At 68.1% G+C, this 14,824-nt stretch carries 18 protein-coding genes; 11 read left to right on the top strand and 7 right to left on the bottom strand.

Annotation, left to right across the window (positions count from 1 at the left end):
- Positions 1 to 23: 23 nt before the first annotated feature.
- Positions 24 to 1,043 carry an iron-containing redox enzyme family protein gene (locus tag KXC42_RS18450; protein WP_084222328.1) on the bottom strand — a complete coding sequence of 340 codons (1,020 nt, stop codon included), beginning with the start codon at positions 1,041 to 1,043 and terminating at the stop codon, positions 24 to 26.
- A gap of 197 nt (positions 1,044 to 1,240) precedes the next feature.
- On the opposite strand from KXC42_RS18450, the gene KXC42_RS18445 reads away from it, so the two are divergent.
- The 4 genes from KXC42_RS18445 to KXC42_RS18430 all read left to right on the top strand — a co-directional run bounded on the left by KXC42_RS18445 (position 1,241) and on the right by KXC42_RS18430 (position 4,018).
- A complete protein-coding gene (locus KXC42_RS18445; protein WP_219129353.1) occupies positions 1,241 to 2,098 on the top strand; it encodes an SDR family oxidoreductase in 858 nt (285 codons plus the stop codon).
- A 67-nt stretch (positions 2,099 to 2,165) separates the two neighbouring features.
- Positions 2,166 to 3,173 carry a helix-turn-helix transcriptional regulator gene (locus KXC42_RS18440; RefSeq protein WP_219129352.1) on the top strand — a complete coding sequence of 336 codons (1,008 nt, stop codon included), beginning with the start codon at positions 2,166 to 2,168 and terminating at the stop codon, positions 3,171 to 3,173.
- Positions 3,170 to 3,715, top strand: a complete 546-nt coding sequence (locus KXC42_RS18435) for a dihydrofolate reductase family protein (RefSeq protein ID WP_219129351.1) — start codon at positions 3,170 to 3,172, stop codon at positions 3,713 to 3,715. The genes KXC42_RS18440 and KXC42_RS18435 overlap by 4 nt, the downstream gene beginning before the upstream one ends.
- A gap of 81 nt (positions 3,716 to 3,796) precedes the next feature.
- On the top strand, positions 3,797 to 4,018 hold the full coding sequence (locus KXC42_RS18430) for a hypothetical protein (RefSeq protein ID WP_006552390.1): 222 nt from the start codon (positions 3,797 to 3,799) through the stop codon (positions 4,016 to 4,018).
- Positions 4,019 to 4,119: 101 nt separating this feature from the next.
- Here KXC42_RS18430 and KXC42_RS18425 read toward each other — a convergent pair whose 3' ends face one another.
- From KXC42_RS18425 to KXC42_RS18415, 3 genes are all read right to left on the bottom strand, one after another.
- The gene (locus KXC42_RS18425; RefSeq protein ID WP_019291166.1) at positions 4,120 to 4,977 is read right to left on the bottom strand and encodes a polyphosphate kinase 2 family protein; all 858 of its coding nucleotides are present in this window, start codon (positions 4,975 to 4,977) and stop codon (positions 4,120 to 4,122) included.
- 109 nt (positions 4,978 to 5,086) lie between these two features.
- Positions 5,087 to 5,440: a DUF4873 domain-containing protein gene (locus tag KXC42_RS18420; protein WP_019291167.1), complete on the bottom strand. Its 354-nt coding sequence runs from the start codon at positions 5,438 to 5,440 to the stop codon at positions 5,087 to 5,089.
- 44 nt (positions 5,441 to 5,484) lie between these two features.
- Positions 5,485 to 6,228: a TetR/AcrR family transcriptional regulator gene (locus tag KXC42_RS18415; protein WP_039585416.1), complete on the bottom strand. Its 744-nt coding sequence runs from the start codon at positions 6,226 to 6,228 to the stop codon at positions 5,485 to 5,487.
- A gap of 156 nt (positions 6,229 to 6,384) precedes the next feature.
- On the opposite strand from KXC42_RS18415, the gene KXC42_RS18410 reads away from it, so the two are divergent.
- From KXC42_RS18410 to KXC42_RS18385, 6 genes are all read left to right on the top strand, one after another.
- Positions 6,385 to 7,596, top strand: coding sequence for a DUF445 family protein (locus KXC42_RS18410; protein ID WP_259443923.1), 1,212 nt, complete (start codon positions 6,385 to 6,387; stop codon positions 7,594 to 7,596).
- Between the two features lie 61 nt (positions 7,597 to 7,657).
- On the top strand, positions 7,658 to 8,134 hold the full coding sequence (locus KXC42_RS18405) for a helix-turn-helix domain-containing protein (protein ID WP_306835344.1): 477 nt from the start codon (positions 7,658 to 7,660) through the stop codon (positions 8,132 to 8,134).
- Positions 8,131 to 9,045: a heparin-binding hemagglutinin gene (locus KXC42_RS18400; RefSeq protein ID WP_219129350.1), complete on the top strand. Its 915-nt coding sequence runs from the start codon at positions 8,131 to 8,133 to the stop codon at positions 9,043 to 9,045. Before KXC42_RS18405 ends, KXC42_RS18400 begins: the two co-directional genes overlap by 4 nt.
- Before the next feature lie 64 nt (positions 9,046 to 9,109).
- Positions 9,110 to 9,400, top strand: a complete 291-nt coding sequence (locus KXC42_RS18395) for a DUF2516 family protein (RefSeq protein WP_024101750.1) — start codon at positions 9,110 to 9,112, stop codon at positions 9,398 to 9,400.
- Between the two features lie 89 nt (positions 9,401 to 9,489).
- Positions 9,490 to 10,413 (top strand): diiron oxygenase, encoded by a 924-nt coding sequence (locus tag KXC42_RS18390; protein ID WP_219129349.1) that lies wholly within the window; start codon positions 9,490 to 9,492, stop codon positions 10,411 to 10,413.
- 40 nt (positions 10,414 to 10,453) lie between these two features.
- A complete protein-coding gene (locus KXC42_RS18385; protein ID WP_006552380.1) occupies positions 10,454 to 11,491 on the top strand; it encodes an alpha/beta fold hydrolase in 1,038 nt (345 codons plus the stop codon).
- A gap of 95 nt (positions 11,492 to 11,586) precedes the next feature.
- On the opposite strand, the gene purU is transcribed toward KXC42_RS18385, so the two are convergent.
- From purU to KXC42_RS18370, 3 genes are all read right to left on the bottom strand, one after another.
- Positions 11,587 to 12,474, bottom strand: coding sequence for a formyltetrahydrofolate deformylase (gene purU, locus KXC42_RS18380; RefSeq protein ID WP_006552379.1), 888 nt, complete (start codon positions 12,472 to 12,474; stop codon positions 11,587 to 11,589).
- 76 nt (positions 12,475 to 12,550) lie between these two features.
- Positions 12,551 to 13,423: a class I SAM-dependent methyltransferase gene (locus KXC42_RS18375; protein ID WP_006552377.1), complete on the bottom strand. Its 873-nt coding sequence runs from the start codon at positions 13,421 to 13,423 to the stop codon at positions 12,551 to 12,553.
- Positions 13,420 to 13,953 carry a GNAT family N-acetyltransferase gene (locus tag KXC42_RS18370; RefSeq protein ID WP_219129348.1) on the bottom strand — a complete coding sequence of 178 codons (534 nt, stop codon included), beginning with the start codon at positions 13,951 to 13,953 and terminating at the stop codon, positions 13,420 to 13,422. Before KXC42_RS18370 ends, KXC42_RS18375 begins: the two co-directional genes overlap by 4 nt.
- A 194-nt stretch (positions 13,954 to 14,147) precedes the next feature.
- Here KXC42_RS18370 and deoC point away from each other — a divergent pair, with 194 nt between their 5' ends.
- Positions 14,148 to 14,813, top strand: coding sequence for a deoxyribose-phosphate aldolase (gene deoC, locus KXC42_RS18365; RefSeq protein WP_019291175.1), 666 nt, complete (start codon positions 14,148 to 14,150; stop codon positions 14,811 to 14,813).
- Positions 14,814 to 14,824 lie beyond the last annotated feature (11 nt).

The raw sequence follows: 14,824 nt of genomic DNA, 5'->3' as shown, positions 1-14,824 counted from the left end.
ACTCGCTGACTCGTACCCGAGTGTCAGGCCGGTGCCTCCGCCGACGTGAGGAGCGAGCTGTGACCGGCGGTCCAGCTGCCCAGCAGATGGCTTCCGAGCCGGCCCTCGAGGAACTCGATGGCCTGCGCACCGAACGAGATGTCCTGCGCCCGAGACGGATCCTGTTCGATCATGTAACCCACCACGTCATGCCGCAGGACGAGTTCGTGGACGGCGTCGGCCTCGATGTGCTCGGAGTAGAAGAGGACGCACGCGTCGTCGGCGCCCAGACGCTCGAGAGCCTCGACCATGCGGCGGGCGCTGGGGGCGGTGGTGATCTCGGCCGCGGCGAACATCCCGACCAGCATCGGCGTATATGCGCGGTGCAGACCGCACAACGACATGAAGTTCACCGTTGCAAGGGTGACGGCGGGAACGACGTCGAGATAGCCCAGATAGTCGTCCTTCAGGCCGGCGGCGAGCAGCAGGTCGGCGAACAACCGCGAGTGCATGCGCTCGGCCCGACCTCCGCCGTACTCGTCGAACTCGACGGCGACCAGCGCGGCTTTGGCGCGACCGGACAGTCGCGGGATCGCGAGGGCGTGTGGGTCCGCTTCCTTGAGGTGGTAGATCGAGCGATGCACGAAGAACTCGCGCATCATCTCCCACGTGCCGTTCGCGGCGAGCTCGTGGGAGACACCCCACGAGTCGTCCGGCTCGCGGCACAGGTCCTCGAGGACACCCTGCGGATCGTCGGAAGCCGGGACGTCGGCGCGCAGCCGATCGAGGAAGATGCGCTCGAGACGCGCCCGGACCCCGAGCGGGCCCGGTGCCCATTCCCAGGCCGGGTCGACGCCCGCGAACCCGCGGTAGTGGAGCTCGTAGAGAACGGCCAGAGCGAGTTGGACGTCCTCGCCGTAGGCATCCGCGCCGTCGGTCGCGACGTCCCACACGGCATCGTCCACCGGGCCACCGAGTCGCTCGACGATCTCGGCGGAGATGGGTCCGCGGGGCGTGGGAAGCGGAGCGTCGTGCACGTCGCACATCCGGGTCTCATGAGCCATACGCCGGGGTTACCCTCTCGGAGCAGTGCAGAAACGACCCGTCGGTCGGTGCAGAAACGACCCGTCGGTCGGTGCAGAAACGACCCGTCGGTCGGTGCAGAAACGACCCGTCGGTCGGTGCAGAAACGACCCGTCGGTCGGTGCGGACCGGGGAAACGGGCGTGAATATCGGTGCAGCCTGTGGGTATCCGGCGGCCATGAGCGAGGACCGCGAACGAGAACCACACACCATCGACTATCCCGGTGAGACCGACGAGATGGCCGAGCGCCCCGCCGACGAGATGCGCGGTTACGTCGGCCGCGGGTTGCTGTCCGGCCGCAAGGCCCTCGTCACGGGCGGCGACTCCGGCATCGGACGGGCGGTCGCCGTCGCCTTCGCGAAGGAGGGTGCCGACGTCGCGATCGCGTACCTCGAGGAACACCGCGACGCCGAACACACCGCCGACCTGGTGCGACGCGAGGGCCGCACATGCCACGTGATCGCGGGCGACCTCGGCGACGCGCAGCACTGCCGGGCGGTGGTGGCCGAGACGGTCGAGCAACTCGGTGGCCTCGACATCCTCGTCAACAATGCCGGCACCCAGCAGCCCGTCGACGATTTCGCCGAGTTGAGCGAGGAGCAGTGGCGCCACACCTTCGCCGTGAACACCGACAGCTTCTTCCACGTGACGAAGGCGGCCCTGCCGCATCTGACGCCGGGCGGTTCCGTCATCAACACCGCGTCGGTCAACGGTCTGCGCGGCAACAAGACGCTCATCGACTACTCGGCGACCAAGGGCGCGGTGATCGCCCTGACCTACTCGCTCGCGCAGGCACTGCAGGACAGGCAGATCCGCGTGAACTGCGTGGCGCCCGGACCGGTGTGGACACCGTTGATCCCGGCGACGATGGACGCGGAGAAGGTCTCCGAGTTCGGGCAACAGGCCCCTTTCGGCCGCGCCGCGCAGCCCGACGAGATCGCCCCGTCCTACGTCTTCTTCGCATCGGAGACGATGTCGTCGTACTACAGCGGTGAGGTACTCGCCCCGCTCGGCGGCGAGACCATGCCGGGCTGACCGGGTGAGCCGGTAGAGAGCAAGAACGGTCGGGCGGCGGCCGGGGTCTGCGCGCGACACTGAACGCATGACCTTCGGCCGTGACCGACTGCGGGAACTGCTCGACGCCGTTCTCGACGAGAACAACGCAACCCTCGAACGGATGGCGCAGCACGCCTACGCGTCGCAGTGGCACTTCAGCCGCACCTTCGCGGTGGGCACCGGCGAGTCGCCGGTGGCGTTGCGGCGCCGGGTGATGCTCGAGCGTGCCGCCTGGCAACTGCGTCACGGCAGTTCGGTCACCGATGCGGCGTTCGCCGCCGGCTACGACAGCGTCGAAGGGTTCGCCCGGGCCTTCGCCCGTGCCTACGGATATCCGCCCAGCGAGGCCGCCCGGGTGCTCGGCACCGGCCGTAGGGATCCCGGGGCGCCTGCGCCCGTCGACCACTGGGCGCCCGCGCCCGTCGACCACTGGGCGCCCGCGCCCGTCGATCACTGGTTGCCCGCCCCCAACGGCGTACATTTCCATCCGCCCACCAATCTCTGGGTCGAGGAGGACGGAGGGCGGTCCACCGCGCCCGACTACCCGGCCGCCGAGGTCCTCGCGCAGATGGTGCAGCACGACCTCGCGGACACCCGCTATCTCCTCGAGCGCGCCACCGAGCTCGACGACGACGAGCGCGACCGGATCAGGTTCCCCGGACTGGTGGTCCTCGAATGGGACGGTCCGGAGGAATCCGTCTCACGTGTGCTCGGCAACCTGGTACGTGCCAAGGAGATGTGGTTGGCCTCGATGGCCGGCGCTGACCACCCCGAGGATTCTGACAACGGGATCGACTCTCTGACAGTGCGTTTCGAGGACGTTGCTGCGCGCTGGGTGGAGACGATCCGCGACATCCATCGCCGCGGCGCCTGGGGCGACGTGCTCATCGACGCCCTATGCGACCCTCCCGAGAGCTTCGTCCTCGGGGGAGTGGTCGCCCACGTCCTCACCTTCGCCGCACACCGCCGTCAACTCGCGCGGCACATGATGCGGGCGGTCGGGCTCGACGTCGATCACGGAGATCCACTCGACTGGAACAGGAGCAGCTCATGACCCGGATGATCTACTACACCGCAAGCACACTGGACGGCTTCCTCGCCACCGAGGACCATTCGCTCGACTGGTTGCTCACCCGGGAGTCCGGTGACGGCGGGCCGTTCGACTACGAGAAGTTCATCGCCGGTATCGGCGCCATCGTCATGGGATCGTCCACCTACCGCTGGGTGCTCGACCATGCAGGCGAGGACAAGTGGGAGTACGACCTGCCCTGCTGGGTGTTCACGCATCACGACGACCTGCCCGTCGCCCGGGCAGGCGACGAACCCGGCGACATCCGCTTCACGCAGAAGGACGTCCGTCAGGTCTACGACGAGATGGCCGAGGCCGCGAACGGCCGCGACCTGTGGATGGTGGGCGGCGGTGATCTCGCCGGACAGTTCGCCGAGCGCGGTCTGCTCGACGAGCTCGTCGTCTCCTTCGCGCCGGTGACCATCGGTTCCGGCCGTCCGTTGCTCCCGCTACACGTGGAGATGCGCCTCACCGAGCTCGGGCAGAGCGGCGAGTTCGCCGTCCTCCGCTACGAGGTGCTGAAGTAATCCACCGGTCGGTTGTGATGTGAGTCACGTGCAGGTACCGTCGGCATCGAGAGGGACACACCTCGTCCGAGGAGGCCGGTCGTGAAACTCAATCTGTTCGTAGCCTGGAGCGCCTATGCGCTCGCACTCGCCTCGATCCTGATGATCGCCCTGACGATCGTCGCCGCGGGGTACGGATTCTCGGGCTGGGCGCTCGTCGCGGCGCTCGGCGCTGTCGTCGCACTCGGCGCGGCATTCGGCATGATGGCCGGAACCGTGCGCCGAGACCACAGACGGCACTACGACACCCCGCATCTGTTCTGAGGGTGATACCTGACGCGAGTCGGTGAAAGCCGACTCGCATCACTCACACGACATCACGACTCTGCGAGTCTGTGACATCACGACTCTGCGAGTCTGTGACATCACGACTCTGCGAGTCGGCGCTTCTCCGTTTCGATGTCGAAAGTCGGCTCCGGCCAATCGAGGTCGAGACGTTCGAACGCGTCGATGAGCAGTTCCGTCACCGCGAGGCGGCTGTACCACTTGCGGTCGCACGGTACGACGTACCAGGGCGCCTCGTCGGTGCTGGTCCGATCCAGCACGTCCTGATAGGCCTGCTGGTACTGCGGCCACAGGGCGCGCTCCGAGACATCGCTCGGGTCGTACTTCCAGTGCTTGTCGCGGCGCTCGAGGCGCTCGGCGAGGCGCTTCTTCTGCTCGTCCAACGAGACGAACATCGCGACCTTCACGATGGTCGTGCCCTCCCGGACGACTTCGCTCTCGAACCGGTTGATCTCGTCGTAGCGTCCGCGCCAGACATTCTCCGGCACCAGTGATCTCACCCGCGCGACCAGCACATCCTCGTAGTGCGACCGGTCGAAGACGCCGAGCTGACCGTTGCGGGGGAGGGCCTTCGCGATCCGCCACAGGAAGTGGTGCCGTTTCTCCTCCTCCGTCGGCACCCCGAAGGCTTTATGGTCGACGCCCTGCGGGTCGATTTGGCCGACGACGTGACGCACCATGCCGCCCTTCCCGGCGGTGTCCATGCCCTGCAGGATCAGCAGCACCGAGCGGGTGCCGCCGGTCCGCCCCTCGGCGAACAGCATCTCCTGCAGATCGGAGAGGATGGCACCACGTTCGGCGAACAGACGTTCGCCGAGCGCCTTGTCGCCGTCGAATCCCGGGGTGCCGTTCGTGTCGATGTCGGCGACGCGGGTCTCGGGCGTCGCCCGGAGGGCTTCGACGATCGATGCGGGCCGGAAGACGTCGTCCTTCGTCATCCCGCCAGCGTGTCACACGCAGTGGTCATCGGGCGTGTGCCACACGCAGTGGTCATCGGGCGTGTGCCACACGCAGTGGTCATCGGGGGTGTGCCACACGCAGTCGTGATCAGGCGGGATCGACACCGTCGGTCTCGGTTGGCAGAGGGTAGGGCGGTCGCGAGATGCCGTCGACCATGTGGCTGCCCCACAGGTCGACCTCCGAGATGCGGGCGGTCGCGGTCTCGGGGGCGTCGGGCACCGTAATCGTCACGGTGGTGCCGGGGGCGGGCGAGGCGTCTGCTCCGAGGGTCTCGGCGAGCCTGCGGAGCCGGCCGCGCCACACGTGCCGGCCGAGCAGGGGGTCGAACCGTCCGGAGATCTCGACGTCGACGGCGACCGTGCGGTTGCCCACGGTGACCTCGGCGGGACCGCGGTAGCCGGGATCGTCCTCGTCGTGCAGGTCGTCGGCGTGGTCGCTCATGTCCGCACTATACATGCAACTTCGAGTAACAGTAAGGGTGTCGATCAGGGAGTGGTCGACGACTCCGGCAGGAGTGGATGCGGTTGCGACTTGAAGCGCACCGGAGATCCGGCGACTCCGGCGATGCCCTTCATGCCGCCCCAGATCATCATCGTCAGATAATCGATCAGGTCCTCGGCGGTCATCGACTTGTTCGAGATCCACCAGTGCGTCGCGAGCTGGATGCCGCCGACGATTCCGTACGCCCACGGCACGGCACCACCCGAATCCATCTCGAGCAGCCGCAGCCGTTCCCCGAGGACGGTAGCGACGAGCTCGGCGATCATCCGCTCCGAATCGGCCACCACGTCGCGCCCCGCCGACGCGCTGTTGCTCATCACGTACAGATAGACCTCGGGATCGTCGGCGACGGTCTCGACGTAGGCGGTGATCGCCTCCCGGGTGAGCTCGTACTCGTCGAGATCCTCCGCGACCGCCGCGTAGATCCGGGGAGCGAGGACCGTCTCGACGTACCGCAGCATCGTCGCGGTCGTCAGGTCGCTCTTGTCGGTGAAGTAGCGGTAGAGCACCGTCTTCGACACGCCGATCTCGGCGGCGATCTCGTCCATGCCGATCTCGTGGCCGCGGGAGCGGATCGCGTTGATGGTGCCGTCCACGAGCTCTTCCCGGCGGGCGATCTTGTGCTCGTGCCAGCGCCGTTTGCGGCCGTCCTGCTTCACGGGCGGGGCGGCCTCGCTCGAGGTCGTGGTCGAAGTCGTCTGCGGTCTGCTGGACACTGTGTGGCACATCCGTTCGGTTTCGATCGTCGGCTCAGTCTACGATCCGGCCCCCCGTCCTTCAGAACTCGAGGGCGATCCGTCCGCCGAGTGCCGACTTTCGGCACAATCGATCGGGTGCAGCTCCTGACGACCGACGACGAGATCAAACGCCGAGAACTCCGCCGTATGAAGGCGGTCGCGACCGGCTTCCTCGTCGCCGCCGCGATCATCTATCTCTTCTGCCGCTGGCAGGAAACCCGCGGCGCCGGCGCATGGGTGGGTTACGTGCGCGCGGCTTCCGAGGCCGGCATGGTCGGCGCGCTCGCCGACTGGTTCGCCGTGACCGCCCTGTTCCGGCACCCATTACGGATACCCATCCCGCACACGGCGATCATCAAGCGGAAGAAGGACCAGCTCGGCGCCAACCTGAGCTCGTTCGTCGGCAACAACTTCCTCGCACCCGAGGTGGTGTCGGCCAAGGTCGAGTCGGCGCAGATCCCGCTGCGGGTCGGTACCTGGCTCGCCGAACCCGAGAACGCCCAGCGTGTGGCCAAGGAGACGTCGACGGTCCTGCGCGGCGTGGTCGGAATCCTGCGCGAGGACGACATCCAGCAGATCATCGACCACACCATCGTCAAGCGGATCGCCGAACCGGAATGGGGACCGCCCATCGGGCGTGTCCTCACCGAACTCCTCGCCGAGAACCGCCACCTGCCGCTCGTCGACATGCTCGCCGAACGCGCGCACCAGTGGGCGCTCGGGAGTCAGGAGACCATCGACCGCGTGATCAGCCGCGACTCGCCGTCGTGGTCGCCGAAGTTCGTCGACCTGCTGCTCGGCGAGAAGATCCACCGCGAACTCGTGGAGTTCACGTGGAAGGTGCGGTCGAATCCCGACCACGAGGTGCGGCTCGCGGTCAACAAGTTCCTCGCCGACTACGCCCGCGACCTGCAAAGCGATCCCGTGACCATCGCCAAGGCGGAGAAGGTCAAGGCCGAGATCATGGGCCGCGACGAGATCACCGGGCTCGCTGCGGCGACCTGGCGGACGGCCAAGCGGATGATCCTCGACTCGGTGGACGACCCGAACAGCACCCTGCGCACGAAGATCGCGGAGAACGTCATGGCGTTCGGCATCCGGGTGCGTGAGGACGCCGAGCTGCGCACCAAGATCGACGGCTGGTTGCTCGACGCGGTGCGTTTCGTCGCGTCCAACTACGCCGACGAGATCACCTCCGTCATCCGCGAGACGGTCGAGCGCTGGGACGCCGAGGAGGCCAGCCGCAAGATCGAACTCGCCGTGGGTCGCGACCTGCAGTTCATTCGCATCAACGGCACGGTGGTCGGCTCACTCGCCGGGTTGACGATCTACACGGTCTCGGAGTTGCTGTTCGCGTGACGACGGTCACGTGCTAGCAAGGTGCTTGCTGTAGCTAGCACTTGTCCGTAGACTGGTCGGTGTGTCCACGGAACCAGATCCGATCGAGGGCTCGGACACGCCGGACGGCAGCGCCGGACCGGGGGATATCGCCGTTCGGGTGGTCAACAACGCCGCCCAGGACATCGGTGCCTTCATTCGGTCGCAGCGCGAGGCTGCACAGGTGTCGCTCCGCCAGTTGTCGCAACTGGCCGGTGTCAGCAACCCGTACCTGAGCCAGATCGAACGGGGCCTGCGCAAGCCGTCCGCGGAAGTGCTCGCCCAGATCGCCAAGGGGTTGCGGCTCTCGGCCGAGGTTCTCTACGTGCGAGCGGGGATCCTCGAGCATCGAGCGGAGAGCGCCGTGCGCGACGCGGTGCTCGTCGACACCGTTCTCACCGAGCGGCAGAAGCAGGTCCTGCTCGACATCTACGACTCGTTCTGCCGAGAGAACCAGCAGAACACCGGCGAGGCCCGGCCCGACCACCCGACAGACTTCGACGAGGAGAAAACTCCATGACCGATCCCACCAACATCCGTACCTCCCTCTACGCCGCGGTCGGTGCCGGCGACGCCGTCGTCCAGGCCGTCGCCGACCTCGTGGCCCAGGCGCGCCGACGTGCGGAGACCAACCGCACCGAGGTGGCCGAGCGGGTCGAGACCGCCCGCGACCGCTTCGCGACCCTGCCCGCCGATCTCACCGAGACCGTCGAGTCCCTCCGCGAGCGTCTCGCCGAACTCCCGGCCGAGCTGCCCGAGGAGATCGCGGAGCTGCGCGAGCGCTTCAGCACCGAGGAGCTGCGCAAGGTCGCCGAGGCGTACCTGAAGGTCGCCTCCGACCTCTACACCGCACTTGCCGAGCGCGGTGAGGAGACCATCGAGCGTCTGCGCTCCCAGCCGGCCCTCGAGGACGGCCTCGGTCGCGCCGAAGCCGTGCTCGGCGACGCCGCCGACCTCACCGAGGAAGCCCTCGGGACGGTGGCCCGCCGGACCCGCGAGGTCGGCGAGCAGGCCGCTAAGCTCGCGGGTCGCGCGGCCGGCCGCATCTCCGAGGCGAGCGACGAGGTGAGCGAGGCCGTGTCCGACGCCGGCGACAAGGCCGCCGAGCGCGTCGTCGAGCTCGGTGAGCGTGCCGAAGAGACGGGCTCCGAGACCGCCGGACGGGTCGAGTCGGCCCGCGGCGAGGTCCGCGAAGCGGCCGACAAGGCTGCGGAGAAGGTCGAGTCGGTGGCCACCCCGGTCGAGCCGGTCGAGGTCACCCCGGCCAAGGCTCCGGCCAAGAAGACTCCCGCCAAGACTCCGGCGAAGGCCCCGGCCAAGACGGTTGCCAAGACGCCCGCCGCCAAGGCTCCGGCCAAGACCGCTGCCAAGACCCCGGCGAAGAAGACCCCTGCCAAGAAGGCGGCTCCGCGCAAGACCAGCGGTTCCTGACCTGCAGTGATCGATCGGCCCTCGTGCGAACTCGCACGAGGGCCGATTCTCGTAGACTGGTGTGGTGACCAATGTCGATTCACTTGCCGGTCTGATCATCCTCGCGCTGCAGATCATCGCCATCGCCGGGGCGGGATTCGCGCTGTTCCACGTCGTGCGTCAGCCCGCCGAGGCGTTTCCGGCCGTCGACAAGCTGACCAAGCCCGTCTGGCTCGGCATCCTCGTGGCCGCGTTGCTCGTCCTCGTCGTCTTCGGCGCGGTGGGTCTGCTCGGGATCATCGCGGTCGTCGCCGTGTGCGTGTACCTCGTGGACGTCCGTCCGCGGGTCGAGGAGGTCCAGCGCCCTCGGTGGTAGGGGGTCGGGCCTCCCTTTCGCTTGACAAGTGTGATCCAGATAATGACACTTCGGGTAACGGATAATTTTCCGAGACGAGGTGATCGGCGATGACGCTCCTGCGAAAGCACGACAGCCTGCCGGGTGAACGCTCCACGGATCACCGGCAGGAGACCGCGCAACGCCTGCTCGATTCGTCGGCGCGGCTCTCCTACGATCCCGAGCTCGAGATCGACTGGGACGCGCCGCTCGTGGACGGCAAGTACGGCATGACCCCGGAGTGGTGCAGTCTCTACGGCACCGACCTGTGGGAACGCATGTCGGAGGATCAGCGCATCACCCTCACCGAGCACGAGGCCGCGAGCATCGCCGGCACCGGGATCTGGTTCGAGATGATCCTCATGCAGATGCTCGTCCGCGATCTCTACCGGCACGATCCGGCAACCCCCTACGTGCAGTTCGGGCTCACCGAGATCGCCGACGAATGCCGGCACTCGATCATGTTCGCGCGGTCGGCGCAGCGATACGGCATCCCCTCCTACCGGCCCAAGCGTTGGATCCGCGAGACCGGCCGGCTGTTCAAGGCCGTCGCGCGCGGCGCCCTCGCCTACGGCGGCACCCTGTTCGCCGAGGAGATCCTCGACATGATGCAGCGCGATTTCATGCGCGACGAGCGGGTGCAGCCCATCACCCGGACGGTGAGTCACGTCCACGTCGTGGAGGAGTCGCGGCACATCCGCTACGCCCGCGAGGAGACACGCAGGCGCTCGGCCCGGCTCGGACGTCTCGAGCGGGCATGGATCCGGATCCACCTCGGGGTGAGCGCGTACTTCGTCGTCACCAGCCTCGTGAACGACCAGGTCTACGCCGCGGCCGGACTCGACGTCGCCGAAGCGAAGAAGGCCGCACAGGAGAACAGGCACTACCACGACAAGCTCCGTCAGGGCACTCGCCGCACGGTCGAGTTCCTCGACGAGGTGGGACTGATCGGCGGTCCGTCCACTCTGCTTCTGCGTCGCGCGCACGTCCTGTGACGTCGCGCTGCTCCACCGAACCGACAGGAGAATTCCACCCGTGAGAAAGCCGTCCCCGACCGCGTCGATCGCCGCGGGCTCGATCGTCCTCGCTGCCGCGGCGACCACCGCCGTGCTCGTCCGCCGGCGTCGTCGGACGGTCGTCCGTACCGAGGACGTCGCCCCGCACGAGCTGCTGCGCGAACCGGAACTCGAACCCGAGATCCTCGACGTCCGCGCCGACGACGGTGCCCGGCTGAACGTGCTCGCCTATGGCGACGCGGACGCTCCCGTGCTGGTGTTCTGTCACGGCTGGACGTGCAACGCCGCGTACTGGACCCCGCAGATCAACGCCTTCGCGGAGAACTACCGGGTGGTGGTCTACGACCAGCGCGGGCACGGCGACAGCGAGGCCGGGGCGCGGACGCTGGGAGCAGACGTGCTCGCCGACGATCTCCGGACGGTCCTCGACGCTGTGGTCCGGCCCGGTTCGAAGGCCGTGCTCACAGGTCACAGCATGGGCGGGATGAGCATCATCGCGTGGGCCGAGAAGTACCCGGAGAACGTCGGCCGCACGGTCGCAGGCGTGCTGCTCGCGAGCACCGGCACCGACCGGCTGGTCGCGGACTCGGCGATCGTGCCGCTGCCGCAACGCTTCCCGCGGGTGCCGGTGCCCGTCGCGAGCCGGCTCATGGGTGCGACCGTCCCGTTGGCGGCGTCCCCGGTGACGACGCGGGCCCTGCGCTACGTGGCCCTGTCGCCCGGTGCGAGCGCCGCCGAGGTGCAGTTCTGCGAGAAGATCGTGCTCGGCTGCCCGCCGCGCACGCGGGGCGGCTGGGGCAGGGCACTGAGTGCCCTCGACATCCGTGAGGGTCTGCGCAATCTCACCGTGCCGACGACGGTGCTGGTCGGCACCGCCGACCGTCTCACCCCGCCTGTCCACGCCCGGCGTCTCGCCGAGGAACTCGACCGTGCGGGCAACCTCGAACGTTTCGTGGTGCTCGACGGCATCGGCCACATGAGCTCGGTCGAAGCGATCGACCGGTTCGACGAGGAGCTCGCGCACCTTGTCGAACGAGCCGGTGTGCCCGTCGGCTGAGCCGATCACTCGCACGCACGTCGGCTGAACCGATCACCCACGCACGAAAGACCGGTCCATCCGCTCGCGGGTGGACCGGTTTCGGCTCGGGGGATCTACCGGAAGACGACGGTCTTACTGTCGTGCACCAGCACCCGATCCTCGAGGTGCCAGCGCAGACCGCGCGAGAGGACCAGCTTCTCGACGTCGCGGCCCTGACGGACCATGTCGCTGACGCTGTCGCTGTGACTGACGCGGATGACGTCCTGCTCGATGATCGGGCCCGCGTCGAGTTCGGCGGTGACGTAGTGGCAGGTCGCGCCGATGAGCTTCACGCCGCGCGTGAAGGCCTGGTGGTAGGGCCGTGCGCCGATGAACGACGGCAGGAAACTGTGGTGGATGTTGATCGCGCGGCCGGCCCAGTGCTCGCACAGTTCCTCCGGGAGCACCTGCATGAACCGGGCTAGGACCACCGCGTGCGGGTCGTGGGCGTCGACGAGCTTGCGGACCTGCTCGAAAGCCGGTCCGCGCTCGGCGGGATCCTTCGGGAACGACACGTAGTGGAAGGTGATGCCGTGTCGCTGCGCGACCGGTTCGAGATCGCGATGGTTGCCGATGACCGCGCAGATCTCGGCGTCGAGTTCCCCTGCGGCGACCCGTCCGAGGATGTCGTGCAGGCAGTGCCCTTCCTTGCTGACGAGCAGCACGACGCGCTTGCGCTTGCCGGTGTCGGAGAGCGTCCATTCGGTCTGCGGGCCGATGTCGGCGGCGACGCTCGCGAACTTCTCGCGCAGCTCGTCGAGTCCGAACGGGATCGACGACGCCCGGACGGCCTGCCGGGTGAAGAACCAACCGGTGTCTTGATCGGCGTGGTAGGCCGCCTCGACGATCGAACCACCGACCTCCGCGAGGAAGGTCGCGATGCGGGCGACGATCCCGGTGGTGTCCGGGCAGCCCAGGGTCAGAACGTAACGTCGATCGTCGGCGGATGAGGCGAGCGTCATGCCCCGATTCTCTCAGGTGACACACGGCGTCCTACTTCCGGTCGGCCCTGCTCCCGGTAGACCCTGTCTCCGGTCGTCAGCCCGAGACCGGAGGACGTCGAACCGTACCCGTGGCGACGAGAGTGGTCGCATCGATCGTGCGCAGTCCGCGTGCGGTGACCTCCTCGGCGATCTGCTGCCGCACCGCCGCCACCTGCCCGGAGTCGAGCCCGGTCAGCACCGCGCGCAAACCGGTGCCCGTTACGAGCGACCAGCACAACTCCTCCGTCGCCGGAAGGAGATTCGACAGGGTGCGGACCTCCACGGAATCGGTTCCGGCGTCCGCGAGCCACGCCTCGAGTGTGTCCGGAGTGTCGATCCGGTGCAGGGGTGTGCGGTCGCGCAGGACGCCGCGCTCGCGCAGCCCGGGGGAGTAGCGCGACGCGACATCGAACACGATCGACGAGAACTCCTCCATCGCGCCGCGTCGCCAGACCGTCACGCCGGCGCGTCCGCCCTGCCTCACGAGCGAGACCAGACGCCAGAAGGTTCGGTCCATGTCCGGGAGGAAGAACACCCCGTAGGAGATCGACAGCACGTCGTAGCCGGCGTCGGGTACGTCCGACGGTGCCTCCCACTGCGAGGCGTCCGCACAGACGAATTCGATGTTCTTCAGGCCGCGGCGTTCCGCGGTCAGGCGGCCGTGTTCGAGCATCTTGTCGGCGACGTCGACGCCGTGGACGAGACCTTCGGGTCCGACGGCGGCGGCGGCGGGAAGCGCGGACGATCCCGTTCCGCAACACGCGTCGAGCACCGCCTCGTCGGGGGCGACGCCGAGCTGGAAGACCAGTGCCTGCCCGGCCGGTCCCCACACCGTCGGGGTCAGCTCGTCGAAATCCCCGCTCGCCGCGTCGAAGGTGCGTGCGGTCTCGGCGGAATCGGCCCAGGGGTTCTCGGGATCGTCGTTCATGCCTGCTCCTCGAAGGCGTAGAACGGCTCGGCGTACCGAAAGGTGCCCCGCAGCTCGGGGTCGTGTGCCGTGAGCGCCCGTGCCTGGAAGTGGGACGCCCACTCCTCGACGTCGGGGGAGATCCCGAGTTCGGCGGCGGGCACGAAACCGAAGCGGGGGTAGTAGTCGGGATGTCCGAGCAGGAGCACGATCGACTCGTCCAGGGCATCCGCCGCACCGAGCACGGCGTGCATGAGAGCGGCGCCCACGCCGGAGCGCTGGAAATCGGGACGGACACCGAGTGGACCGAGGCCCAGGGCAGGGGTGGCGCCGACGTGACCCCGGGTGGCGACGACCTGGCCGACGATCGCGCCCGAGGCGTCCTCGGCCACGAGCGACAACGGCGGCAGCCATGCGTCGCTCGCCCGCAACGACGCGACCAGACCGGGCTCGACCGGCTCGCGACCTTCCGGGGCGAACGGCGCGAACGCGACGCGATGCACGTCGGCGGTCGCACGGACGTCGGCGGGGAGTTCTCGACGGATCAGCACGCGATCATTGTCGTGGCCGAAGCGGTGCGGCGGTATCGAATTATCGCCGTCTGCTGTTCCTCCGGACCACCACGACGGCCACAACTGCGACGAGAAGCGCGATCACCAGGATTTCCATGGGAATCGACTACCCGGCACGGGGCGAAGCCTGCTGAGCACGGCCGTCGGATCTCGCCGTGTGGAAAGCTGCAGTCATGTCCGGAACTACGTTGACCCGCGCGCAGGTCGCGTCGATGATCGACCACACCCTCCTCAAGCCCGAAGCGTCCTCGCAGGACGTGCGGGCCCTCGTCGACGAAGCCGTCGAACTCGGCGTGTACGCGGTGTGCGTGTCGCCGTCGATGCTGCCCCTGCGGGCCGAGGGGGTCACGGTCGCGACGGTCGTCGGTTTCCCTTCCGGCAAGCACCATTCCCTCATCAAGGGCGCCGAGGCGCGACTCGCCGTCGACGAGGGCGCACGCGAGATCGACATGGTGATCGACGTGGGCGCAGCGGTGGCCGGCGACTACAACGCCGTCCTCGCCGACATCCTCACCGTGCGTGAAGCGATCGGTTTCGACCCTGTCCTCAAGGTCATCATCGAATCCGCGGTGCTCTCCGACGAGGCGATCGTCGAGGTGTGCCGCGCCGCGGAGAAGGCCGGGGCGAACTTCGTGAAGACCTCCACCGGTTTCCATCCCGCGGGTGGCGCCACCACCCACGCGGTCGCGCTCATGGCGGAGACGGTGGGCGGCAAGCTCGGCATCAAGGCGAGCGGCGGCATCCGCACCGCCGAGGACGCGGTCGCAATGATCGAGGCCGGAGCGACGCGACTCGGACTGTCCGGCAGCCGCGCGGTGCTGGACGGGCTGCAGAGCTGACGACAGCTCTC

Origin of the sequence: Rhodococcus sp. LW-XY12, assembly GCF_019317345.1 — a bacterium.
In the GTDB taxonomy this organism is placed as follows: Bacteria; Actinomycetota; Actinomycetes; order Mycobacteriales; family Mycobacteriaceae; genus Rhodococcus; species Rhodococcus pyridinivorans.
The sequence above is the reverse complement of the archived record's forward strand: the minus strand, read 5'-3'. Positions and strand labels throughout refer to the sequence as shown.

What these genes read in the sequence shown, in the direction of transcription:
- KXC42_RS18410 (WP_259443923.1), top strand. Translation starts at nt 6,385, where the DNA reads ATGAAGGCGGTCGCGACCGGCTTCCTCGTCGCCGCCGCGATCATCTAT.
- deoC (WP_019291175.1), top strand. Translation starts at nt 14,148, where the DNA reads ATGTCCGGAACTACGTTGACCCGCGCGCAGGTCGCGTCGATGATCGAC.
- purU (WP_006552379.1), bottom strand. Translation starts at nt 12,474, where the DNA reads ATGACGCTCGCCTCATCCGCCGACGATCGACGTTACGTTCTGACCCTG.
- KXC42_RS18425 (WP_019291166.1), bottom strand. Translation starts at nt 4,977, where the DNA reads ATGACGAAGGACGACGTCTTCCGGCCCGCATCGATCGTCGAAGCCCTC.
- KXC42_RS18435 (WP_219129351.1), top strand. Translation starts at nt 3,170, where the DNA reads ATGACCCGGATGATCTACTACACCGCAAGCACACTGGACGGCTTCCTC.
- KXC42_RS18450 (WP_084222328.1), bottom strand. Translation starts at nt 1,043, where the DNA reads ATGGCTCATGAGACCCGGATGTGCGACGTGCACGACGCTCCGCTTCCC.
- KXC42_RS18415 (WP_039585416.1), bottom strand. Translation starts at nt 6,228, where the DNA reads ATGTGCCACACAGTGTCCAGCAGACCGCAGACGACTTCGACCACGACC.
- KXC42_RS18375 (WP_006552377.1), bottom strand. Translation starts at nt 13,423, where the DNA reads ATGAACGACGATCCCGAGAACCCCTGGGCCGATTCCGCCGAGACCGCA.
- KXC42_RS18440 (WP_219129352.1), top strand. Translation starts at nt 2,166, where the DNA reads ATGACCTTCGGCCGTGACCGACTGCGGGAACTGCTCGACGCCGTTCTC.
- KXC42_RS18400 (WP_219129350.1), top strand. Translation starts at nt 8,131, where the DNA reads ATGACCGATCCCACCAACATCCGTACCTCCCTCTACGCCGCGGTCGGT.
- KXC42_RS18445 (WP_219129353.1), top strand. Translation starts at nt 1,241, where the DNA reads ATGAGCGAGGACCGCGAACGAGAACCACACACCATCGACTATCCCGGT.
- KXC42_RS18420 (WP_019291167.1), bottom strand. Translation starts at nt 5,440, where the DNA reads ATGAGCGACCACGCCGACGACCTGCACGACGAGGACGATCCCGGCTAC.
- KXC42_RS18390 (WP_219129349.1), top strand. Translation starts at nt 9,490, where the DNA reads ATGACGCTCCTGCGAAAGCACGACAGCCTGCCGGGTGAACGCTCCACG.